The sequence below is a fragment of the Paenibacillus sp. FSL R7-0297 genome (assembly GCF_038009025.1).
Lineage (GTDB): Bacteria > Bacillota > Bacilli > Paenibacillales > Paenibacillaceae > Paenibacillus_AQ.
Genome location: NZ_JBBPAQ010000001.1, coordinates 6317488 through 6341601, shown reverse-complemented (window position 1 = coordinate 6341601; position 24114 = coordinate 6317488). Strand labels below are relative to the sequence as shown.

Genomic DNA, 24114 nt, shown 5'->3' with positions numbered 1-24114 from the left:
ATGCTTCCGAAGCGAGCTTTCCTGCGGAAAGCTTTCAGGCGGACGCTGGCGCTCCTCCAATTCCAAACCTCCCTCCGTTACTTCGCCACTTATGCGAGCAACGCAAGAAATCAGGAGTTACGAATATAAGAGAAGGCCTCATAATCAGGAGAGGCATAGAAACAAAGAGAACAAAGAAAACAAAGAAAACAAAGAGACCAAAACGACCAAAGAGACTAATATTTACACTAACATTTGTCAGGAGGCAAAATATACATGGCCAGCACACTCATAGAGATTGGCGAGAACGGACTTTATCTTACGATTGAAATTACGGAAGAGCAGGATGTGCGGCTGCTGCATTTCGGCGCGGCGCCACTTGAAGCTGGTGATATTGAAGAGAAGAACAAGCCCGGCTTCCGGCTGCTGGAGCTGCAACTGTCTGGCGAAGACCGGGCAGAATATCACGGTCGGACACACCGCGCGTCATATCCGGGGCTTCGTATGGTATATAGCGGACACAGCGATTATGTAAATGAGCTGGGACGCAAGCTGGAAATTACACTGCTGGATCTGGTTACGGAAGTGCGGGCGGTGCAGCATTATCAGTTCTATACAAGCGTGCAGATTGTGCGCTCCTGGACGGTCTTGCGCAATGAAGGGGATGCGGATGCTGCGGTCGAGTATATTTCCTCCTTTGCGCTTACGGGAGTGGATAAAGAGGGCAGTGGAGACCGTAACGGTAAAATTGAAGTTAGCCTTGCTCACAGCGGCTGGCAGAGTGAATTGCAGTGGAAGAGCTATAGCCTGCCGGAGCTGGGCATGTCCCATCTGGCCGACCGCGGCTCGAAACGGATTGCCGCCAGCAATACCGGCTCCTGGTCGGCGGCTGAGCTGCTGCCCATGGCGGTACTGCAGAACAAGGAGAGCGGGACAAGCCTGTTCTGGCAGATTGAGCACAACGGCTCCTGGCACTGGGAGCTGACGGATCAGTACGACCAGCTCACGCTGCTGGTCAGCGGGCCTACGGAGCATGACAATCACTGGTGGCTGAAGCTGGCCCCGGGTGAAGAATTCACCTCTGTGCCGGTGGCCGCAGGCGCTGTGCAGGGCGGCTTCCAGGACGCGGCAGAACAGTTGACCGCGTACCGGCGGATCATCCGCAGACCGAATGAGGACAATGAGCTGCTGCGGATTATTTTTAATGACTACATGAACTGTCTGTGGGGGAGTCCGACAACAGAGAAGCTGCTGCCGCTGATTGATGCCGCCGCCGATGTCGGCTGTGAATACTTCTGTATTGATGCGGGCTGGTATGCTCCGGGCGAGTGGTGGGATGGCGTGGGCCAGTGGGAGCCGTCGATGGAGCGGTTCCCGGAAGGCATCAAATATGTGCTGGACGATATCCGTAGCAAAGGGATGATTCCCGGACTGTGGCTGGAGCTGGAGGTTATGGGGGTCAACAGTCCGAAGCTGGCCGAGACCGACGACAGCTGGTTCTTCATGCGCCACGGCAAACGGGTGAAGGACCGCAGCCGGTATCAGCTGGATTACCGCAGTCCGAAGGTCATAGAGCATGCCAATGGCGTCATTGCCCGGCTGGTGGAAGAATACGGTGTCGGATATATCAAGATGGATTACAACATCAACGCAGGAATTGGTACCGAGACGGATGCGGACAGCTTCGGGGATGGCCTGCTGCAGCATAACCGGGCGTATCTGGCCTGGCTGGACAGTATCTTCGTCCGTTACCCGCAACTGGTAATCGAGAACTGCTCCAGCGGCGGCATGCGGATGGACTATGCCATGCTCAGCCGCCATAGCATCCAGTCCACCAGCGACCAGGAGGATTATGTGCAGTACGCGGCCATTGCCGCAGGTTCCCCGGCGGCGCTGACGCCGGAGCAATCTGCCGTGTGGTCGTATCCGCTGCGCGAAGGCGATGATGAAGAGGTCATCTTCAACATGGTCAATGCGCTGCTGCTCCGCGTTCACCAGAGCGGCCATCTGGCCGAGCTTGCGCCACAGCGCAGAGCCTTGGTGAAGGAGGCGCTGGATTATTACAAATCCATCCGCGCCCATATCCCGCAGGCGTTCGCCTTCTGGCCGCTCGGTCTGCCGGACAGCGGCGGGGAATGGGTCAGCTTCGGCCTGCGCCACGGAGATATCCGTTATATCGCCGTATGGCGGATTGCCGGAGATGCAGCCGGGATTACGCTGCCCGTCCCTGAGCTGAAGGGACAGGCCGCAGATGCCCGCTGCGCCTATCCGCAGGCGCACGGAGCGGAATGGAGCTGGAACCCGGCGGAAGGCAGACTGAGCGTCTCGCTCCCGCCGGGCAAGACCGCGAGGCTCTTCGAGCTTCGGTCTTAGGATTAACCCTAAATAAGTACCGCCCCCTCAAGGGCTGGAGGATCGAACTCCAGGTATTTGAGGGGGTATTTTTATTAATAGGGAAATCAACCGTCTGAATCATCCGTCTAATTCCGCCGAACCCGTTGTTCGATTCACTTCCTGCGATTTGGTGTATAGACGAAGCAGAGGTTGAAACAGTCCAGTAAATATAGGAAGTGGAAAAAGGTATCTTAATTTGCCCATTTACAGAGTTTTGGACCTATTAAGTGGAAAAAGATCATTTAATTTTTGCCCATATAACTAACCGAGCAGATTATGCTTGATTTAAGTGTCATTTTTCCAACTCTTGTTCCCGGCAGAGAAACTTGAGCCAGTATTAAGTGCCTTTTATCCAACTGTTCTCGGAGCAGATACTAGAAAACAATAAAAGGTGGGGCAGAAGTGCAGGATGGGGAACGGGAATGAACATCTTCATGAACATGAACAGAAACAGGAACGGAGTCGCAGCGATTAGGCTAAAGGGAACCTTAAAGACGCTGAAATCAAGGTTTTTTCTAAAATTTAAATAAAAAACTGTCAATCCGAGAGGAAATTGGATAAAATATGATTCAGGCTATTATTTTGTCGAATATACTCTAAACTTTGTCGAATAATTTGTCGATATATATCAAAAGATGTAGAAATAAAATTGACAGGAAAGAAATAGCACTTTACAATGCAGATATAGCATAATCATTTCTACTATTTAGAAGCTTTGATAGCTTTTAACACTGAATGATGAATCAAGCGTTATTTCAAGGGAGGATGCATAATGATGAAAGCAACAGGTATTGTAAGAAAAGTAGATGAACTGGGACGTATCGTGATTCCGATTGAACTACGCAGAACGATGGGAATTGACATAAAAGACCCGCTCGAAATTTTTGTGGACGGCGAAAAGATCATTCTCAGAAAATATGAACCTACTTGTATCTTCTCCGGAAGTGCCGAGAACCTGATCAACTTCAAAGGCAAAATGGTCAGCAAAGATGTTCTCGACGAACTGATTGCAAGCTTCGACCACGTATAAGTTTTGTTCTAAACCGCACCATAAATAATGACAGCAGGGACCGCAGCGCAGGCACTTTAACAGTGTTTGCACTCCGGTCCCTTTTAAATAGTATAAACAAAGACTGCAGTTCCCCGGGCTTAGGCTTAAGGAGGACTGCCGTTTTGTGTTGCGTGCAGATCTATGCCCGGCAATGCTGATAGTTCAGCTCTCCAGCGCACTCTGTACTCTTCGGATAAAAGCATCGTATTGCACCAGCCCCAGCTCCATACAGAGCTTCTGGGAGGGTGTCAGCTTGCCGGTTTTGTCCAGCTCCTGCAGCTTATGCTCCAGATCCTCGTACATCTCCTGTTTGGCCCGGAGGGCTTCGCGGAGCAGGGTATGCATGGTCTCTTCATCCGCCATGTCCCCGAAATACAGATGCATCAGGAAGTCGGAACGGAGCACCTCCTTCTCCGCAGGCTGACGTAAATACTCCTGGAAGTGCTGCTTACCGTCGGGGGTAATCGTAAACATGTTCTTATCCGGTTTGCCTTCTTGGCGTACCGCTTCCCTGGAGATCAGACCCAGCTTCTCCATCTTGCTTAAGGTCGGGTAAATCGTGCCGAAGCTGGCATCGAAGAAGAAGGAGAAATACTCTTCGAAATGCCGCTTGATATCATAGCCGGAATGGGGCTTCTCACTCAGAATCCCGAGTATTACATCTTGAATGTTCATGAACGTCTGCCGCTCCTCTCTCTCCTTCCTACCATATCACATCTGTGCTGCCGGACTCAATTTGAGCTCGCGGAAGGTGTCAGGGTCTCAGAAGCTTCGCAGGTACTCAGACATTGGCTGCCGCTTCGGCCCGGATTGGGCTTTTCTCCCGGCGGAGCAGGGTAAGCAGGACACAGGCAGCGGTAGCAACAGCGGCAATATAGAGCAGCGCCGTCACGTCGTGCAGGATACCCTCACCGCCTATGACAAGATCCAGCATGCCGTCCACAGCATAGTAAGCAGGGAAGAATTGGCCGGCCGACTGGTAAAAGGGGGACAGTACGTCCCGGGGAATCGTTGCCCCGGAGCTCAGCATCTGCAAGGACAGCAGCGCAATGTTCAGCCACGCTCCGGCATCGCCGAGCAGCACAAGACTGAGATTGGCGACTGTCATGCAGGAGAGGATGACGACAAATTCGAACATCCACATGCCGAGGAAGCCTTGCGAAGAGTGGATGCCGAGAGTGTGCAGCAGTGAAGTGCTGATGAGTGAGCCGGCAAGTGCGGTGCCTGCCATCAGCATATACCGGGTGCTAAGCCGCTGCCATTTGCCGGCAGCAGCGGTCAGGCTGGCGGAGGCCTTGCTCAGATTCATCGCCAGCAGCATGCCGCCGGTGAAGGAAGCCGTAACGACCATTAGCGGAACCATGGTTTCAGCGAAGTTGGTAGCCGGATTCACAATCTGGATATCGGAGCTGATCCGGCTTGCTGCGCTGCTTCGAATCATTGCGGCTTCTGCCTCCGGCAGCTTCATAGCAGTGAGCACGCCGCCAAGTCCCGCAGCACTGCTCTTTGCATCCAGGCCAGCAGTGACTTTTGCCGCTACGCCCTGCATGACATTAGAGACCATTTGCGGATTGGATTCGTTCAGATAATAACGGATCTTGGCCCCGGCCGACAGATCGCTTAGTGAAGCAGTAAAGCCTGGGGGAAGTTCAATAATCATCCGGAGGGTACGGTGTCCAAGCTGTTCTTGCGCCTCTGCCAGAGAGAGGCCCTTCACCTGCTCGAAGTTAAGGGACGCCGATATATTGTCAGCGATGGACTGGGCAGCGCTGCCGTCTCCGTTAACAATGGCAATCGGCAGCTGATCTACCCGGTCGGTGACATGATCGTAGCCGGTGATCCAGATGAGGCTGAAGAAGACCTGGAACAGCAGCGCAGTAATAATCCCGACGATGGTTACGGGTTGTTTGAGAAATTGAATGATTAATTTCATTGTGTAAACACTCCTTATATCAATATGTTATATGACAATGTGTAATATATCATTATGTAATAATAATATCAACACATATTCTTAGGCTCGTAGACAATACGTGCTGCTTTCCTATATCATTAAAGCGTGTTATGGAAGCTCCAGATGAACTAGAGAGTCAGAGGCAGAACAATTTGGAAGGGATGGGTCACCTTATGAGTTATGAAGAACAGACACAGGCAGGGCACAGACAGCTGCCGAAATTGAACAAACCGGAAGCCATCGTATTTGATATGGATGGTACGCTGTTCCAGACGGAAAGCCTGTTATTGCCGGCCTATCATAAAATGTTTGATATCCTGCGCGAAGAAGGGCTGTATTCCGGGCCGACTCCGCCGGAGGAGCGTATTCTGGGCAGCCTTGGCATGCTGCTGGCGCAAATCTGGAAGAATGTAATGCCGGAAGCGGATGAAGCCGTGCACCGCCGGGCGGATGAGCTGCTGCTGCAGCTGGAGATCGAAGGACTGGAAGCCGGAGGGACCCTTCTGTACCCTAAGGTAGTGGAAACGCTGCGTGCGCTTCATGCGCGCGGAGTGAAATTGTTCGTAGCCAGCAACGGGCTGGAGGATTATATTCACAGCATCGTAGTGGTACATGAGCTGAAGGAGCTGTTCGAGGGCTTATACAGTGCAGGCGGACAAGGAACGGCAACCAAGACGGAGCTGCTTGGACTCCTGCTGGACAACCAGAATATCAGCAGTGCCTGGATGGTGGGCGACCGTTCGTCTGACGTGGAGGCGGGCAAGGGCAACGGGCAGACGGTAATTGGCTGCGGCTACGCCGGATTCGGACGGCAGGATGAGCTGAAGGGCTCCGACGTTATTATTTCTTCCTTCGATGAATTAATCGGGCTGTACGACAACAGCACAGCGCAAGACCTGTAAGGAAGCAGATCCCGGAATAGTTTGTACAAAAGCAAGTTCACACGGATGTCTTTACTGCCGGATCACCGGCGTTAAGGACATCCGTTTTGGTATCAGCGGGTACGGGTACGGATAAATCTCGAAATTTCATACCTTTTCTCGAATGTGGACCGTTTCTTTGGGGGTGTGCAAATTTTATACTAATAGTGTAAGCGTTTCACCAGAAGTGAACCTCAGGAGCCCGGCGAAGGCGGGCGCAGAGGCCCGGACAATGTGGATGAGGAGGGATAGGCTTGCACAAGCTGTTTCTGGTTGAAGACGAAGCCCTGATCCGTTCGGGCCTCAAACATTTGATTGAGGAGGTTATCGGCGGCTTTCAGGTGGTGGGTGAAGCAGAGAACGGAAGACTTGCGCTGGAGGCGCTCAAGAGTGTGAAGCCTGATGTTCTGATTACGGATATACGGATGAATGAAATGAACGGTCTGGAGATGATCCGGCGGGTCCGTGACCAGTACCCTGACCTGTACATTCTTATTCTAAGTGGGTATGCCGACTTTGAATATGCGAAGCAGGCGATCAAATACGGCATTAGCGATTATCTGCTGAAGCCGGTTGACCGCACGGAGCTGGCCCAGGCACTGGGGGATTACAGGCGCAAGCACGGAACCCGGAGCGGCCTGGCCGACCAGCCGGAAGAGGGCGGAACAGACCTGAAGGGCAGGCAATTGATCCGTAAAGTGAAAGAACTGGTTGCGCAGCGGCTGGATCAGGAAATTTCACTGCAATATATGGCGGAGCAGGTGCATCTGAATCACCAGTATCTGTCAGTGCTGTTCAAATCGGAAACAGGGCAGAACTTTACGGATTATGTCTCGGAGTGCCGGATGAACCTTGCCAAGCAGCTGCTGAAGGAAACGAATCTCAAAATCTATGAGGTAGCCAAATTATCAGGCTATCTAAGCTCCAAGCATTTCATGGCGGTATTCAAGGACTATACCGGCAGCACTCCCACGCAGTACAGGGAACAGCTGTAATGTAACCGTTAACTTAAAAGGGGAAAAGGAGGAGCAATGATGCGGAAATATGAAGTTGTTGTAGCAGGCGGCGGGGTATCCGGCTCGATCGCGGCCATCGCGGCAGCAAGAGCAGGCGCCGCAACACTGATCATAGAGGCAGGGGGTTTCCTCGGCGGAACTCTAACCGCTGCGGGTGTCGGGCCGATGATGACTTTTCATGCCGGGCATAAGCAGGCTATCCAGGGGATCACTGATGAGCTGATTCAGCGGCTTCAGGCACTCGGCAAATCACCGGGGCATATCCCGGACGCGACCAACTACACTTATTCGGTGACACCGTTCGATGCCGAAGCGATGAAATACGAGCTGGATCTGATGCTGCAGGAGAGCGGAGGCGAGGTGCTGTATCATACGATGCTGGCCGGGGCTGAAGTATCGGGCAGACGCATTGAGTCGCTTACCTTATGCAACAAGGCAGGGCTCAGCCGGATTACGGCAGATGTGTTCATTGATGCTACCGGAGACGGGGACTTGGCTGCCTGGTCCGGAGTGCCGTTCACCAAAGGCCGTGAATCCGATGAGCAGTCGCAGCCGATGACCCTGAAGATGAAGATGAGGGGGGTGGACACGGAGAAGATCAAGGCGTACATCCGGGAGCACCGCGAGGACTTCCCGCGCATGAACCTTGATATCACCGTGATGGACTCTGCGGCCAGATTATCTGTCGCCGGCTTCGACAAGCAGTTCCGGGAAGCCAAGTCGCGCGGTGAGATCAGTATTCCGAGAGAGGATGTGCTGTTCTTCGAGACGAGCAATCCCGGCGAGATTATTATGAACACGACACGTATTCTGGGCAAGGACAGCACAGATCCGTGGAGCCTCAGCGAGGCGGAGATTGAAGGGCGCAGGCAGTGCAGGGAGCTGGAGCTCTTTTTGAAAAAGTATATTCCCGGCTTTGAAGAGTCCGTGGTAGTCTCCACAGGTCCGTCCATCGGTGTCCGCGGCTCCCGCCAGATCAAGGGTGTGTACACACTGACCGCGCAGGATATTCTGTCGGTGAAGCCCTTTGCGGATGTGATCGCCCACTCCGGCTATCCGATTGATATTCACAGCCCGGACGGCGAGGGAACCGCAACGGATCACCTGGAATGGGGGGCGATGTACGCAATCCCTTACCGCTGCCTGATCACAAGCGAAATCGACAACCTGATTGTGGTCGGCAGATGTCTCTCAGCTACTTTTGAAGCCCAGGCGGCTGTACGTACTACGCCAACCGTGGGGGCAATTGGTCAGGCGGGCGGTACTGCGGCGGCATTGGCCGTGAAAGAAGGAGTCCCCGTGCAGCAGGTGGACTATAAGGAACTGCAGCAGACACTCGTGGCGCATGGTGCTTATCTGGAGGTGTAATGGACGGAGCATTGTGCGCAAAAATAATATCGTGTACAGCTTGAACTGTTAATCTTTCGGATTAGCACACCGTGCTCCATGTTAGAGCCGCAGTCTGGTGGCTGTGACGGGACCGCGCCTAAGCTCTAACTGTATTTTGTGCAACTAAAGCGAGCGTTTATGGCGCTGCGAAAGTTTTAATTGCATTTGATACAGTTATAATTCCCCCATATTCCTCAAAAGGGGACTTACCGTTATTTTTAGTTGTACAGAATACAATTATTCCGATAAAACCGGCCCGACTTTTAGTTGTATGAAATACAATTAAATGCTGTGCTGTTGCTGTTGCTGTTGCTGTTGCTGTTGCTGTTGCTGTTGTTGCTGTTGCTGCTGCTATAACTATTGCTGTTGCAGCTATAGCTCTGTTACTAGCTTCTTGCACCCCGCGTTGGTTGCCCTCATGACCGGGAAGCGCGGAGTTGATACGGAGGTGATCATTTCAAGATTAATGTACACCGTTCTTTTGATTCCAAGATGGCTTGGTTTCCGTTGGTAATGAAGCACAATAATTCATATAACAACGTATATTCAACAAATTATTAGGAGGAATTGGTTTGGAAACTGTGCAAATTATCGGCATTTTACTTGTATTCATTGTGTTTGTGGGCCTGATGATGACCCGCAAGCTGACCACGCTGCTCGCCCTGCCGATGATGGCGATTCTGCTGGCGGCCATCGCGGGTATCCCGCTTCTGTCCGATAACCCGGATACCTTCACCATCACCAAGGGTGTGCTCGCAGGCGGGGCCATGAAGCTGTCTACCGCCATCGCCGGATTAATCTTCGGCGCCTGGTTCGGCCAGATTCTCAGCAAGGTCGGCATCACGAAGACCATTATCCGTAAGGCTGCGGAGCTGGCCGGTGACAAGCCGCTGGCGATTGCCATTATCTTTTTCCTCGCCGCGTCTGTAATCTTCTCGGCTGCCAACGGGCTGGGCATGGTCATTCTCGTCGGAACGATTGCTATTCCCATTATGCTCACCGCCGGTCTTAAGCCGTTCGTCAGCGGCCTTGTTGTCCTGCTGGCCAATGCGGTCGGCGTCGTCTTCAACGTCTCTACCTGGGCGATTTATACCGATGTGCTTAAGGTGCCGACCAACACGATTGCTTCGTATTCACTGATCTGCGCTATTCCGCTGATTGTCATTGCCTTGATTATGATCGTCTACTATACCCGCAAAGACGGCAAGGTCCGCCGCGCCTGGGCCATGCCGCTCAAGCCGGAATTCCAGGCTCAGGATACCAAGAACGTAAGAGCCATTGCGCTGATCAGCCCGCTTGTTCCGGTGCTGCTGGTATTTTTCCTGAAGGTTGATATTGTCTCTGCAGTCTTCATGGGGGCGGTTGTCACATTGCTGCTCGCAACACCCAAGCGTCCGATCCATGTGCTGTCGAGTGCGCTGGTGGAAGGGATTCAGGATGTGGCTGGTGCCCTCGGGCTGATGATCGGGATCGGGATGCTGCTCAGCGCGGTAACCGCACCTCCGGTGGCGCTATTGATTCAGCCGCTGATCGAAGGCATTATTCCAACCAGTCCGCTGATGTACATTCTCGTCTTCACTTTGCTGTCTCCGCTTGCGATTTACCGTGGACCGCTCAACGTATGGGGACTCGGCAGCGGAATAGCGGCACTGATTGTCGCCGGAGGGATGGCCCCCGTTGCAGCCATGCTGGCACTGCGTATCGTGAGCAATCTGCAGGCTGTCAGCGATCCGACCAACTCGCACAATGTCTGGATTGCCGACTACACCAAGACGGATATTATTGAAACCCTGCGCAAGACACTGCCATGGATGTTCGCGGCTGTGATGATTTCGATGATTATCGCGGGTCTGACCGTTTTCTAGATTAAGTTCTGGTTAGGCGAATACGGATTGCAGATTAGAGACATAAGCTTCATGGAGAGGAGAACCTGCTATGAACAATAAACAAATCAGGATCGGCATCGATGTCGGAGGAACCTTCACGGATGCCGTTGCGATAGACAATGAGACCTTTGAGGTGCTGTCCAAGGTCAAAATGCCCACAACGCATCACGATGAACGCGGAGTCGCCAGCGGGATTGTGCAGATCATTCAGCGGATCATGAGCGAGAACGGCATTCTTCCCGGTGATATCAAGTTCATCGCCCACGGGACGACGCAGGCCACCAACGCCTTGCTCGAAGGAGACGTAGCCCGTGTAGGTATCGTGGGGATGGGCACGGGCCTCGATGCCCGCAGTGCCCGCTCCGAGACTAATGTGGCGAATATCGAGCTGGCTGCCGGTAAATATCTTACCACCTATCACAAGTTCATTGATTCGAAGGAACTGACACCGGAAACCATCGATGCGGCGATTGATCAGCTGCTTGCCCAGGGGGCAGAGGTTATTGTGGCCTCGGAAGCCTACAGTGTCGATGATCCGGCCAACGAGCTGAGAGTGATGGAAGCGGCGCGCAGCCGGGGAGTGTACGCTACCGGCGGACATGAAATCTCCCAGCTCTATGGACTGAAGACGCGGACCCGCACAGCGGTCGTCAATGCGAGCCTGATTCCGAAGATGATGGAGACCGCCAATATGACTGAGCAGGCCGTCAAAGAAGCGGGGATTACCTCCCAGCTGATGATCATGCGCTGCGACGGCGGTGTCATGAGCATCGATGAGGTGCGCAAGCGTCCGATCCTCACTATGCTGTCAGGGCTGGCGGCCGGTGTCGCCGGCGCCCTGATGTATGAGAAGATATCGGACGGCATTTTCTTCGAAGTCGGCGGAACCAGCGTAGATATCTCCGTGATCAAAAACGGTAAGGTGATGATTGAGAATGCCCAGGTAGGCGGACATAAGACGTATCTGCGTTCACTGGATGTACGGACACTCGCCGTTGCCGGGGGCAGTATGATTCAGATCGGCGGAGGCAAGATCACGGATGTCGGACCGCGCAGCGCGCATATCGCCGGTCTGGAATACGAATGCTTCACCGGTAAGGAGAATCTGGAGCAGGCTACCATCGGACTCGTCAGTCCGCGCCCGGGTGATCCAGATTACGTCACCGTCCGGGGTGCGGGAGGACATGAATATGCACTGACCCTGGCGGGAGCGGCGAATCTGCTGAACCATGTGCCGGAGGAGGATTATGCCCGCGGGAATATGGAAAGCACACGGATTGCCTGGCAGGCGCTGGGTTCCCGGCTCGGCATGTCTGCGGAAGACGCAGCAAGGGCGGCAATGGATATTGCCATCCGCAAGGTGATGGCGGTAGTGAATCAGATGATCAGCGATTATGAGCTGGACACCGGGTTTGTTACGCTGGTGGGCGGCGGCGGGAGCGGAGCTGTGCTCGTTCCGGCGATGGCGGCGAGTGAAGGCTTCAAGCACCAGATCGCCAATAATGCGCCGTATATCTCCACGATCGGCGTTGGGATGGCAATGGTCCGCGAGCAGATCGAGAAGACTGTGGTCGGTGCGACAGAGCGGGATATCAAGCTGATCCGGGCGGAGATTATGGAGAAAATCGTCCAGTCCGGAGCGAATGAAGCTACGGTTGACGTGACGATCGAAATCGATTCGCAGCGCAATATTCTGCGGGCCATCGCCACCGGCTCGACCGAGCTGCGCTCGAAGGATCTGGCCAGCCGCGAGGTGCCCGTGAATGAGCTGATGCGGACGGCGGCGGAAGCGCTGGGCCAGCCGGCTGACCAGACGGAGCTGAAGGCGGCCTCCGGCAGATGGTTCCTGTTCGAGTCCAGTGAGATCAAGAAGTCCATGTTCGGGCTGGTGAAGAAGAAGCTCAGCCATGTCGGTGTATTGGACCGCGAGGGCGTGGTGCGCTTCAAGAAGACGAATGCGTATCATCTGGCTTTTTTGAAGAAGAATATGACCGACCGGTTTGCCTCGTTCCTGGAGGAGAATACAATCTATTCAGACGCTAATGCGACGATCCCGAAGACCTTTGTCTTCTATAAGGAGAAAATGCTCGATCTGACCGGGATGCAGACCAAGGAGCAGCTGTTCTCCATTCTCGAAGTGGAAACCCAGCTGCTTGAGGACAACAGCGAAATGCTCGCTGTCGTCTATCAGTAGGAGGTGCATAGGGTGATGAAGACAGCTGCGCGTACACTGCCAAGCGATGATGTGCTGGGATATGCCGAGCTCAAAAGTGATCTGCTGTTCCACAGAATACCGCACAGCAAACGGCGTTATTATGTAGAGCGCCCGCTGGCGATCGGCAGGGAGCAGGCCACTTCTTTCAAAGCCCGTTATGGCACGGATGTCGGGGCCATCTGCCGGGACCGCGGAATCAGCGTCAATCTCAATGAACGGCAGGGCACCATCGGGCAGATCCGCTTCCGTGCCCAGATTGAGCTGTCGGCCAAGGAGCGTGCCATTACACTGTATAAATCGTCCATGGAAGAACTGCGGCAGTGTGCCGGTGTGCTGCTTCCCGGCCGTTCCTTCACGCTGAAGGAAATCACAGACATCCATCTCGCGCATGAGCTGTTCCACGATCTGGAGTTCACGGAGCTGGGATACACCAACAAGCGGCTTGACGACATCAGCAGCCTCTCCCTGGGTCCGCTGCGCATCCGGGCCAGCGTGACCAAGACCTCGGAGATCGCCGCGCATGCATTCAGCCGTTATCTGCTGGATCTGCCCTGCCTGCCGAATCTACTGGACTACGCTTATATGATTCACAGCGGCACGCTGACTGCTGCTGAATTCTGGAGGCAGACGGACGTTTGGTCCGGGGAGCTTGAGAACAGCTGACCCGGATTTACTGTGCGGCACTCTCCCGCATGCCGTTTCACCTTCCTTCACAGGAGCAGACAGCAACCCTAAGAGGTGTGCTGTCTGCTGTATTTTTGTAGAGGAAGTATTGCGCCAGCCAGGGAGAACGTCTCTGACTTCGGACTCGAATTATGCTATGTTGGAGTGGGTATCCAGAGTTTGGGGAGGCTGTCCGCATGCCATTCAGAAAAGGTTCAAACCAATCTATATATGTGCCGCTGCGCACCAAGTTTATCGTATTGTTCTGCCTGCTGATTACGATTCCGTTTCTCGTGATCGGCACCATAAGCTATAAGAAATATACTGCGGGTGTGGAGCGCAGCACTGTGGAGCTCTCCAATCAGGTTGTGAGCCAGATTAATATCAATCTGGAGCATTACATTAAGGAACTGGACCGGCTTACACTTACGCCGCTGTACGATGAGGATATGATGCAGATTCTCCGCAAGCACAGCAGCAGCAGCGGCTCGGCGAACACCTATTTAACTACGGATGAGACGCTGAAGATGAATCTGTTTATTTCTTCGCTGGCTTTTGACCGGGGGGAGATTGAGAGCATTCTGGTGTTCACCAATGACGGGGGAATCTTCAGTAATCTGGACCAGAGCGTCAGGAAGCGGTGGGACCGCAGCATGGCAGACTGGATGGAGGCGGTTGAACAGGAAGACGGTGGTCTTGCCATCCTTCCGCCGCATGCTGCGGCCTATTATACAGAGGCGAAGCAGGGGATTATCTCCGTGGCCCGGGTTATCCGTGAGCCCTATACGAATGACAAGCTGGGGATCGTCAAGGTGGATCTGACGGCGCGGGGGTTCGGTTCAATTGTATCCACGGTGCGTTCGAGCGGGAGCGGTCTGCTGCAGATTACCGGCAAGGAACAGGTCATGCTGTACTCAGGGCCAGACGGGCTTCCCGATTCAAGTGAATCCTATATTACAGCCTCTGCCCGCTCTTCTTATACGGGACTTAAGGTGACCTCGCTGATTCCGCGGACGCAGCTCCGAGAAGACGCACGCGAGCTAACGAATTCTACCTTGATTGTCTCCATCATAGCCCTGATGGCTGCTTATGCGGCGGCGATTCTACTGTCGAACCGCCTGATTAAGCCGATCGCCCATCTGCAGTCGAAGATGCGGCAGGTGAAGCGGGGGCTGTTCCTGGAGCGGGCTACGGTCACTACAAGCGATGAAATCGGGCAGCTGACCGAAGGCTTCAATACGATGATCGGCGAGATCGACCGTCTGGTCAAAGAGGTCTATGAGACCCGGCTGAAGGAACGGGAGGCCGAGCTGCTGGCGCTGCAGAGCCAGATTCATCCGCATTTTTTGTACAATACCCTGGAAATGGTGAACATGCTGGCCCTTCAAGGCAATACCCGGGAACTCTCGGGTGTGGTGACCAGTCTCGGGAAGCTGCTGCGCTATACGGTCGGCCGCCAGGAGCAGATGGTGTACGTTCTGGATGAGGTTAGATTCGTAGAAGCGTATCTGCGAATCCAGGGTATGCGTCTTGGAGACAAGCTGCAGGCTGTAATCCATATTGATTCTTCCTTCGATTACTGCGTGGTGCCGAAGCTGATTCTGCAGCCGCTGATTGAGAATGTTATCGAGCATGCCATGGGCCAGGACAAGCTGCAGCTTGCCCTGACGGCTTCGGTGGAAGAGGAAGACTTGGTGCTGTCCGTCAAGGATGATGGTCTTGGCATAACCGGTGAACGGATGCAGGAGCTTAAAGAACAGCTGTATCAGAATAAATCCCGGCCCGGTATGGAGACGGAGCAGGGCGGCTTCGGCCGGATTCAAAAGGGTTTTGCGCTGCGCAATGTCCATCAGCGGCTCCGGCTGCTCTATGGAGAGCCTTACGGATTAACTCTTGAGAATACGGCAGAGCGCGGGGTAACGGTCTCACTGCGGCTGCCGATGAACTGGGAAGCCATGAACAATGCCGGACCCGCGGGGGACAGGCAGGAGGAGGATTAATGATGCGGACAAGGCTGCTAAGCCTTATGATAGCGGTGTTAATGACTGCGGGCTGCTCTTCAGGGGCAGGAAGAGGGGCGTCTGACGGGAAATCCGTGGACGGTGAAGAAGCAGGAGCAAGTAAGGCGGCTGCTGTGCAGGAGCCTGTGAAGCTGAAGTTCAGCATCTGGGGCAACGATGCGCAGAAGGCAATGGTTGAGGGCCTGGTGGATGAATATGAACTGCTCCATCCCGGGATGGAGGTAGAGATCATGACGATCCCTTTTGCTGATTATCAGCAGAAGCTGTCGATCATGCTGGCCTCCCGTACCGCACCCGATGCCGGCTGGCTGGCGGAGCGGATGATTCCCCAGCTGCTGGAATCGGGCCAGCTGGTGGACATTGCAGCAGAGGTCAAAGAAGACAACGGATATAACTTCGCGGATATTTATCCGTCTACACTTGACATCTTCAAGCGGGAGGATCGAGTGTACGGAATCCCATTCTCTACACCTCCGGTGCTGATCTATTACAATAAGGACCTGTTTCTTGAGAAGGGTCTGAAGACGCCAACCGAGCTCTATAAGGAAGGGAAATGGAACTACGAGGAGTTTCTCAAGGCCGCACGCAGCCTCACTGATCCGCAGCGCGGCATCTACGGTGTGAAGCTGGTCCGCGACTGGAACAACTGGTCGGATGCGCTGCTCCCGCTGTTCTGGTCGCATGGCGCCGAGCTTTTTGACGGCAGTGCGACGGCTTTTGCGCTGAATTCTCCCGCAGGGAGCGAGGCGCTGCAGCTCTACAGTGATATGATGTTCAAGGATAAGGTACATCCGCTTCCGGGCGATGAGCTGACCTTCGACAGTGGCCGGGTCGGGATGTACACGGACCGTTACAGCTATACCTCGAAGGCCCGTGCGGTTACTGACTTTGATTGGGATATCGCTCCAATGCCGGCAGGTGTTAAGGGGACTGGAACTTCGCTGGGTTATGCTGGAGTCTCTGTATTCGAGACGAGACATCCGGCCGAAGCCGCGGAATTCCTGAAGTTCATCACCAGCGCAGAAGCCATGAGTGTTACCGCGCAATATTTCGTACCCTCCCGGCGATCCGTGCTTGAATCAGATGTCTTCCTGAGAGCGGCTTCCAAGCCTTCGCCGGAGAGCATCCAGCTGGCCGTGCTCGACCAGATCGCGGATGCCCGGATCGCGCCAGGCCATAAGAATTGGCAGCAGATTGATACGAAGATCCAGAGGCTGCTGGACGGGCTCTACACGCAAAGCTCTACCGTGGACGGGCTGCTCGGACAAATGGAGCTTGAGGTGGGCCCGCTAATGAAATAGGATAAGGAATTCGTACACGATAAGGACCGCCTTCTGCCCCGCAAAGTACCTGAGTAATCATCGAAGCTACAGCCCCACTTTGTGGGGTTATTTTGCATGGCGTGGATAGGGACCGGTTTGAGTAACGCGACTGCTGCAGGCAACGGGTTGAATGCGAATTCGCTTAGACTTGATGCAAAATCCTGCATGAAATGCAACAATTCTCCTGTTAAATCGGCTATAACTCAAATTTGTTGTATAAAAGACAGGAATTTCTTCTCCACTAAGCCGATATATGAAATAATCCTGTATTTCATACAACAATCCTCCCGGGCACCCGATTATCACTGAACAATGCTGCATGCATACAACAATTCGTAACTGTCCGCACGCGTGAGCTGAGCTGCTGACTTGCATGCCCGGAACGTACGGGGCGGATATTTGCCTAAAGATCGTTTATACTGAGTTTACATACGAATTTTATTTTTATAGCAGCGCTAGAGAGTGCAGACATGGAGGTTTGATCGCTTGGAATTATTTGAATATATTTTGCTGATGCTCGCAGCGGTCTCGTTGTCCAATCTGGTGAACCGGTTTATCCCCTCGGTTTCCGTGCCCATCATTCAAATTGTGCTGGGGATGGCTTTGACCTGGCTGCCTTTGCATTTTGAACTGACATTGAATCCAGAGCTGTTTCTGCTGCTCTTCATTGCCCCCTTATTGTTTAATGACGGCAGGCTTGCGGATAAAGTGGCGTTATGGAAGCTGAAGAAGCCCATTTTGCTGCTCGCGCTGGGACTGGTCCTCCTGACGGTAGCTGTCCTGGGTTACTTCCTCCATTGGCTGCTGCCTATACTGCCGTTAGCTGCGGCGTTTGCCCTGGCAGCGGCACTTGCCCCTACGGATGCCATCGCTGTAGGCGCGTTGGAGCAGAAGGTCAAAATCCCGCATCAGACGATGCAAATTCTCGAAGGGGAATCTTTGATCAACGATGCTTCAGGTCTGGTATCCTTTCAGTTTGCCGTGGCCGCTATGGTCACCGGGGCATTCTCCCTCAGAACAGCCAGCCTGAGCTTCATTACCATTTCACTCGGCGGTGTCGTGCTGGGGCTGCTGCTCACGCTGATTAAATACGGGATAGTCAGATGGCTGCGCAGACTCGGGATGGAGAACGTTACGTTACATATGCTGATTGAGATTCTGACCCCATTTGCGATTTTTATGGCGGCAGAGGAGCTGGGGGTTAATGGAATCCTGGCCGTTGTCAGCGCAGGTATTGCCCATTCCTTCGGATATAAGCAGATGAATCCCGAGGTGGCTAAGCTGAGCATCGTGTCCAAAAGCACCTGGTCCGTCATTATCTTCGTCTTGAACGGCCTGGTCTTCCTGCTGCTGGGTACACAGCTGCCGGAGATCATACAGACTGTCTGGAACAATCCGGATATCGGGAACTTCCAGGTAATCCTGTACACGTTATTATTAACAGCGGCTGTTCTTGGCCTGCGCCTGATCTGGATGCTGATTATGGATATTCCCGAAGGGGAGGAGCCGCGGGGACACTGGAAGCTGGAGTTCAAGAAAGCCCTCATTCTCACGCTGTCAGGAGTCCGGGGAACGATCACACTCGCGAGTACGATGTCACTGCCGTTTTTCCTGGATGACGGTACCCGGTTTCCGGCCAGGGATCTGATTATTTTCCTTGCGGCGGGTGTGATACTCTGGACCCTGCTGGCCTCCAACTATCTGCTGCCGCTGCTGCTCGGCAAAGAAAATGAAGCAGAGCATAATGCCGAAGAGGTGGAGGCCAAGATCGAAATTCTGCGCAATGTAGTTTCCGGTCTAAACGATCAGGCTACGGATCATTCAAGAATGGCTCTGAGCCACTTGATCAGCACCTACACTTCAAGAATCCGCATGCTGAAGAAAAATGAAGCTGCAGAGGAAATGGAGCGGATGCTGGGTGTTACATCGCTCAAGTGGCAAAGAGAGTACACCCTGACTGCGATGAAGCAGCGGGAGGTGAACCCGTACACGGCCTACCGTTATCTGAACCGGCTGAACAAGCAGCTATTCATGCACACCCGTGATCCGGAATACAGGAATGACCTGGTTCCAATCAAAAGCTGGGAAGAGATTGTAGGGGTGATTCAGCAGGTTCGTCTAAGCGGACAGGAACGGCGTGAGGAATGGAACCGGCTGCAGTCGGCCAATTTTGCATACGTCTTGAAGAAGCTGATAGAGCTGCAAAGTAGGGGGGAGACCGAACCCGAAGCGGTCAGCGCCCTGATCATGCGTTATGAACGGGCGCAGATGAGATTGACACGTACGGAGTCACTTTCCTCCACCAAACGGGAGTTTGAAGAGGCTCTGCAGGAGCTGTCCAGAGCAGGGATTCAGCTGGAGCGTGACAACATTCAGCTCATGTACGAGAGCGGACGCATTACCAGAGCTAGCATGAAGGAAATGAAACGTGATATTCTGTTTATGGAATATGAATTGAGGGAAGAAATGGGCTAGGCAGCGGGAATGAAAAAATTTCCGGAAGGATGCGGGGATGAAGAATCTGGCGGTTCTAATTACAAAGGCATTGATAAGTACAGCAATCCTTATTTCACTGCATTTGTTACTGATTTATGTACTGGGTATTCGGATCGAGGGCTGGAATCATGCCGTTTTATCAGACTTGGAACAAGTTTACGCCATTCCAGTCATTCTTGTATGTATCAATTATATTATTTTTTTTCGGGTTAATATTCTGAAATACAAACTCATTTGGTGGCTTGCCAACCTGGTGCCGGGATTTATTTTTTTAAGTGTATCTAGAGTAACTTATGATGCAAGTAAAGCTGAGGAAGATTTTTTGGGTCTGTTTGGTTATGATTTTCAATTGATTGCACTTCTTCCCTTCATTTACTTTGTTCTTCAGCTCTTCCTGCTGTATGTTTGGAAAGTGGAGCGGAGAAATGATCAAGACAAGTATTAAGGCTGATATTCCACAAGGAGATGAACATATAGAGTATGCGAAAACAAATCGTGGCGGGTACATGTGCAGTTGTTGCGGCCATCGGAATCTTTATTTATGCCGGAAGCGGTGAACGAAACACGGCTGACGTTGAAGGGGGACAGGGCAGCAGCCAGCCGGTTAGTCAGGCCGCTGTTCAGGACATTAAGCAGATGGTGTCTGATTACAGCTCGCGCACGTTGACGTCCCAGTCCGCCTCCATTACCTCCACCCAGCTCATCGTGGACAGCGGCGGTCCAAATGAAGTCACCTATGATTTGCCGGAGAACGAATTCTTTCTGTCGGTTGCCCCGTATGTGCAGAAGACGCATCCGTGTGCAACACACAGCCTGACCGGCTGCCAGGGGGAAATGGCGGGTCAGGAATTTTATGTATACATTGAAGACGCCGAAGGCAAGGAAGTGATGAAGCAGACCTTGAAGTCCCAGCCTAACGGGTTCATCGACCTATGGCTCCCGCGCGACCAGAAGCTTCAGATCACCGTCACGCATGACGGGAAACAAGCCATGACCGAAGTATCCACCTTCGAGAGCGATGACACCTGCCTAACCACTATGCAATTAAGTTAATCTATTTCTATTAGTTTACGGTCTAAGCCGTCTTCCGGGTTCTGCTATTCAGCGGCAGGGAGGCGGCTTTTTGCTGTGATCATTTACTGAACAAAATACAACATTTTTCTCGTGAGATCGATCGAAATACAACAATTCGCCCAAACACAGGGGTAACTGGTAATCAGAATTGTATTCCGTACAACAATTATGCCTATTCTTTGAAGGCTAGTCTTATGACATGGTTGACGGCCTGCCGAAATTCAAGCAGGAAATTATGGGCTTGAAGCTTAAGGACAACAACGCCCTACAACGATTTCATCAGCCAGATGGACAAAGTCGGTGCGGAGAATGCCGAGAAATTGATGTATCAGCACCACCTGAGGATATGTCAGAAGAAGGGTGTTTAATCTTGTTGATCTACACAAATCACAGGGAGAATCCGATAACTTGGGGTAAAGGGAAAATATTCAATAGATTCCTGATATTATATCTTGCTGATGAGGAACAGTGACCAAGTCTAAGGAGCGGAATATGATTATCAGTTTGATATTTGTTGCTTTAAGCGGATTAATGGGAGTGGGAATGTACTTTCTAGTCATCGGCATAGTCTTTTCTGCTGGCGGAGGCGGTTTATTTTGGGCAGCAACCGACTATAATCAACTGTCGTTTTATATTGTCCTTTTGTTAGTGTGCCTGGTAATCTGTTTTTTCTTTGCAAAACACTTATTAGAGAAGAACCTTCATCTTTTGCTTCTGATCTGTTTTAGCACGATAATGCTCTTATTCTTACTTGCGCCTTGGCTTACATAACTAGAGATTTATTCAAATAATAATCATTTTGCCTAATACATGTTAAAGCAAGGGAGAAAAACAATGAAGAAATCTATAAAGGCGGTACTCCAAGCCATTCTATATATACTGGCAGCAATTGCAATACATTTGATATTAATTTACTTTCTTGGGATCAGGATAGAGGGAGGAGGGGGAACAGAGTTAATATTTTTACTGTGTAAAACGTACATCCTTCCCCTCGCCATGTGCTTTCTCAACGGTGTATTGTTTATCTAAAAAAGCTGAGAATACTCCACCCTCGATAGGGTGGGGATGAATCAGTAGTTTTCGATTTCAAGACGAACGTATGTGCTATAATATGGATGAGATCACTAAAAGGAGGTGTTGCACATGCTCGTGTCTGCGCAGGAGGTTTCTTCGAAACACCTGGTTCATCAAGCCTATAAATATCGGATCTACCCCAATACAGAGCAACAGCAACTCATTCGTCGAATGTTTGGCTGCTGCCGTTTTGTGTTCAATTACTTCTTGGGAGCTTGGAATCAAAGCTATGCGGAAACGGGAAAAGGCTTGTCTTATCACGCTTGTGCGACACAACTCCCCGGTTTAAAAGCACAATACGACTGGCTGAAAGAAGTCGATAGCATCGCTTTGCAGTCGGCTGCTCGTCATGTGGCGGATAGCTTTGATCGTTTTTTCAAGAAGCAAAATCAAGCGCCACGCTTCAAGAGCCGAAAGCATCCGATTCAAAGTTACACGACCAAATTCACCAACGGGAATATCGCCATGGAGGGCAGTCGCTTGAAGCTCCCCAAACTCGGCTGGATACGTTTTGCAAACTCCCGGAAGCTGGAAGGCCGGATATTGTCCGCTACCGTTCGTAAAAACGCCAGCGGGAAATTTTTCGTCTCGCTCGTTTGCGAAGTTCAAAAGAACCCTCTGCCCCAAGTGGATACACCTATTGGCATCGACTTAGGCTTGAAAGAATATGCAGTATGCTCAAACGGCGAACATATCGCCAATCCTCGCTTTTACCGTCAATACGAGAACAAGCTGGCGCTTTGGCAGCGGCGGATGGCTCGGCGTACTCCGGGCGGCTCCAACTGGAAGAAAGCAAGGCAGCATATCGCTCGTATTCACGAACGCATTGCCAATAAACGAAATGACTTCCTCCACAAGCTGACCACGAGACTGATTCGTGAAAACCAAACGATTAGTATCGAACATCTGCGTGTGGCGAATATGATTCAGAACCCCAAGTTTTCAAAATCCATTGCTGATGCGTCTTGGGGCGAGTGGGTGCGACAGCTGACGTATAAAGCGAAATGGTATGGACGAAATCTTCGGATCGCCGACACGTTTGAGCCGACCAGTCAGCGTTGCCATGTGTGTGGCACGATCCACCCCGAGGTGAAGAACCTGTCCATTCGGGAATGGACGTGTACGCCCTGCGGGACGATCCATGACCGTGACGAAAACGCCGCTCACAATATTGAACAAGTAGCGGTTTAACCCCCACCTAACCAAACGATAGAATTCAAGATTTCCCTAGCGTCAAAAATGTAAAACTGCGGGAACGCAGGGATCGCTTGCTCCATAAGAAGAGGGTACTCTTCTGTTCGCAAGAATCCGCCACTTCAAGCGTTAGCTAAGTGGGGGAGAATTCAATACAATGCCGAAGTATTCGGCTGAAATAATCTATCTGCTTCCAATAGGTATTATAATCATCCAATTAATCATGACTATATATTATCTTATTAATGTAAGAGTAATGGAAAAGAATATAAGGGGCCTATCGTGAGGTGATATGTATTTGAAGAATAAATTTGTTACTGGAATAAGGGCAGTTTCACAAGTGTTTTTTATCGCAGTGGTGCATTTATTTGTGATTCATTTTCTGAATATCAAAGCAGAGGCGTGGGACGAGGCAGCGGTACGACAAGCAATCATAATATATTCTGTTCTATTCATTATTCTGTATGTAACCTGCATGATGTCATTAGTAACAAGAAGAGTTAGATATAACTTACTTTGGTTTTGTGTAAGTACTATTCCTAGTGTTGGTTTTCTGTTTCTTCTTCATAAAGATAAAGTAAGTGAGCCTGCTGAATATGGTTTTATAGATTTGAAATTTGATAGCGGATTATTTGAATTGGTCATGATTTTCCCTTTTTACTATTTGGTAATACAAATAATTTTAGTTGTAGCACTATGGGTGTTGAAATTCCCTAAAAGGTACGAAGAAACATGATTGCCGCACCTGTTGTGCTAGGGGTATAATTAACTCAGACGAAGAACGTCCCAAGCTGCTGCTGGCAGAGGGGCGTTCTTTTTTTGCGTAAATGAGAGAGGGAGGTAACTGAATATGGAATTTGAAAACGCACATCAGCTGCTAATGGACCAGCATTTATCGGTCAGAACAGGGGAGCGCAGAGGCCGGCTGGCACGGGGGCATCAATATGCCGAGAAGCTATTCCTGCAAAATGTCTGGTGGCCGCTGTTCGGCAATCTGGATCATCTGCATCCTGAATATGAGGACCGGGATACCTTTTTGAATGGACTGGGCTGGAGAATTATACATTTCTCCTTCGATGATGTGCAGAACCGTCCTGAGATCTGCCGCATGCTGCTGCAAATGATCATTGCCCCTTCATTGATCCGGGTTCCGTCCGGGCAATCCCTCTCCCCGCAGGACAAGGAAATTGTTAAACTGGCTTGGAGCCTGGACAAGGGACTACGTCCCAAGGACGTGATGCTGCAACACCATCTGAACTTTCGGACGGCGCGTAAGCAGCTGCAGGAGCTGGTACGTAAAGGTCTGCTCCGTCCGGTGATGCAAAATTCATATATTTGTTATTACGAGCCGGTGCAGGGAGTACCCGATATGTTCCTGTAGTTGTTCCTGTAGTGGTTCGTGTAGTTGTTTCTGTAGCTGTTTATGTAAGTGCTGATGCATTGGCCCGGAAAAGAGCTTTGAGTAT

General features: G+C 51.8%; 20 protein-coding genes. 17 read left to right on the top strand and 3 right to left on the bottom strand.

The genetic code is table 11. From position 1 onward, the window contains the following. Positions 1 to 255 precede the first annotated feature (255 nt). Both MKZ24_RS27720 and MKZ24_RS27715 read left to right on the top strand, forming a co-directional pair. Positions 256 to 2352: a glycoside hydrolase family 36 protein gene (locus MKZ24_RS27720; protein WP_340788783.1), complete on the top strand. Its 2097-nt coding sequence runs from the start codon at positions 256 to 258 to the stop codon at positions 2350 to 2352. A 793-nt stretch (positions 2353 to 3145) separates the two neighbouring features. After that, the gene (locus MKZ24_RS27715; protein ID WP_025708535.1) at positions 3146 to 3403 is read left to right on the top strand and encodes an AbrB/MazE/SpoVT family DNA-binding domain-containing protein; all 258 of its coding nucleotides are present in this window, start codon (positions 3146 to 3148) and stop codon (positions 3401 to 3403) included. Between the two features lie 183 nt (positions 3404 to 3586). Here the strand turns inward: MKZ24_RS27715 and MKZ24_RS27710 are convergent, their stop codons facing one another. Further along, positions 3587 to 4099, bottom strand: coding sequence for a PadR family transcriptional regulator (locus MKZ24_RS27710; RefSeq protein ID WP_042234542.1), 513 nt, complete (start codon positions 4097 to 4099; stop codon positions 3587 to 3589). A 106-nt stretch (positions 4100 to 4205) separates the two neighbouring features. Further along, entirely contained in the window at positions 4206 to 5357 is a 1152-nt protein-coding gene (locus MKZ24_RS27705) for a YhgE/Pip domain-containing protein (RefSeq protein WP_340788766.1), read from the bottom strand. 194 nt (positions 5358 to 5551) lie between these two features. Here MKZ24_RS27705 and MKZ24_RS27700 point away from each other — a divergent pair, with 194 nt between their 5' ends. The 3 genes from MKZ24_RS27700 (at position 5552) to MKZ24_RS27690 (ending at position 8682) form a co-directional block, all read left to right on the top strand. Continuing rightward, the gene (locus MKZ24_RS27700; RefSeq protein ID WP_340788763.1) at positions 5552 to 6280 is read left to right on the top strand and encodes an HAD family hydrolase; all 729 of its coding nucleotides are present in this window, start codon (positions 5552 to 5554) and stop codon (positions 6278 to 6280) included. 272 nt (positions 6281 to 6552) lie between these two features. Next, positions 6553 to 7293, top strand: coding sequence for a response regulator transcription factor (locus MKZ24_RS27695; protein ID WP_340788760.1), 741 nt, complete (start codon positions 6553 to 6555; stop codon positions 7291 to 7293). 36 nt (positions 7294 to 7329) lie between these two features. Then, positions 7330 to 8682 carry an FAD-dependent oxidoreductase gene (locus tag MKZ24_RS27690; RefSeq protein ID WP_340788757.1) on the top strand — a complete coding sequence of 451 codons (1353 nt, stop codon included), beginning with the start codon at positions 7330 to 7332 and terminating at the stop codon, positions 8680 to 8682. A gap of 157 nt (positions 8683 to 8839) precedes the next feature. Here the strand turns inward: MKZ24_RS27690 and MKZ24_RS27685 are convergent, their stop codons facing one another. After that, the gene (locus tag MKZ24_RS27685) at positions 8840 to 9103 is read right to left on the bottom strand and encodes a hypothetical protein (protein ID WP_340788754.1); all 264 of its coding nucleotides are present in this window, start codon (positions 9101 to 9103) and stop codon (positions 8840 to 8842) included. A 181-nt stretch (positions 9104 to 9284) separates the two neighbouring features. On the opposite strand from MKZ24_RS27685, the gene MKZ24_RS27680 reads away from it, so the two are divergent. The 12 genes from MKZ24_RS27680 (at position 9285) to MKZ24_RS27625 (ending at position 24029) form a co-directional block, all read left to right on the top strand. Continuing rightward, positions 9285 to 10568: a citrate transporter gene (locus MKZ24_RS27680; protein WP_231637885.1), complete on the top strand. Its 1284-nt coding sequence runs from the start codon at positions 9285 to 9287 to the stop codon at positions 10566 to 10568. A gap of 70 nt (positions 10569 to 10638) precedes the next feature. Continuing rightward, on the top strand, positions 10639 to 12783 hold the full coding sequence (locus MKZ24_RS27675) for a hydantoinase/oxoprolinase family protein (protein WP_042234555.1): 2145 nt from the start codon (positions 10639 to 10641) through the stop codon (positions 12781 to 12783). Positions 12784 to 12795: 12 nt separating this feature from the next. Next, positions 12796 to 13467, top strand: coding sequence for a hypothetical protein (locus tag MKZ24_RS27670; protein ID WP_156123056.1), 672 nt, complete (start codon positions 12796 to 12798; stop codon positions 13465 to 13467). Between the two features lie 197 nt (positions 13468 to 13664). Continuing rightward, on the top strand, positions 13665 to 15467 hold the full coding sequence (locus tag MKZ24_RS27665) for a sensor histidine kinase (RefSeq protein ID WP_042234559.1): 1803 nt from the start codon (positions 13665 to 13667) through the stop codon (positions 15465 to 15467). Next, positions 15467 to 16789 carry an ABC transporter substrate-binding protein gene (locus MKZ24_RS27660; protein ID WP_042234562.1) on the top strand — a complete coding sequence of 441 codons (1323 nt, stop codon included), beginning with the start codon at positions 15467 to 15469 and terminating at the stop codon, positions 16787 to 16789. The genes MKZ24_RS27665 and MKZ24_RS27660 overlap by 1 nt, the downstream gene beginning before the upstream one ends. A gap of 507 nt (positions 16790 to 17296) precedes the next feature. Further along, on the top strand, positions 17297 to 19285 hold the full coding sequence (locus tag MKZ24_RS27655) for a Na+/H+ antiporter (protein WP_042234564.1): 1989 nt from the start codon (positions 17297 to 17299) through the stop codon (positions 19283 to 19285). Between the two features lie 37 nt (positions 19286 to 19322). Further along, the gene (locus MKZ24_RS27650) at positions 19323 to 19751 is read left to right on the top strand and encodes a hypothetical protein (RefSeq protein ID WP_042234566.1); all 429 of its coding nucleotides are present in this window, start codon (positions 19323 to 19325) and stop codon (positions 19749 to 19751) included. Positions 19752 to 19786: 35 nt separating this feature from the next. Next, entirely contained in the window at positions 19787 to 20359 is a 573-nt protein-coding gene (locus MKZ24_RS27645; RefSeq protein WP_042234568.1) for a CueP family metal-binding protein, read from the top strand. Positions 20360 to 20872: 513 nt separating this feature from the next. Next, on the top strand, positions 20873 to 21151 hold the full coding sequence (locus tag MKZ24_RS27640; RefSeq protein ID WP_042234572.1) for a hypothetical protein: 279 nt from the start codon (positions 20873 to 20875) through the stop codon (positions 21149 to 21151). A 372-nt stretch (positions 21152 to 21523) separates the two neighbouring features. Continuing rightward, positions 21524 to 22645, top strand: a complete 1122-nt coding sequence (gene tnpB, locus MKZ24_RS27635) for an IS200/IS605 family element RNA-guided endonuclease TnpB (RefSeq protein ID WP_340788737.1) — start codon at positions 21524 to 21526, stop codon at positions 22643 to 22645. Between the two features lie 301 nt (positions 22646 to 22946). Continuing rightward, positions 22947 to 23384 carry a hypothetical protein gene (locus tag MKZ24_RS27630; RefSeq protein WP_042234578.1) on the top strand — a complete coding sequence of 146 codons (438 nt, stop codon included), beginning with the start codon at positions 22947 to 22949 and terminating at the stop codon, positions 23382 to 23384. 114 nt (positions 23385 to 23498) lie between these two features. Next, entirely contained in the window at positions 23499 to 24029 is a 531-nt protein-coding gene (locus tag MKZ24_RS27625; RefSeq protein WP_042234579.1) for a hypothetical protein, read from the top strand. The last annotated feature ends 85 nt before the right edge of the window (positions 24030 to 24114 follow it).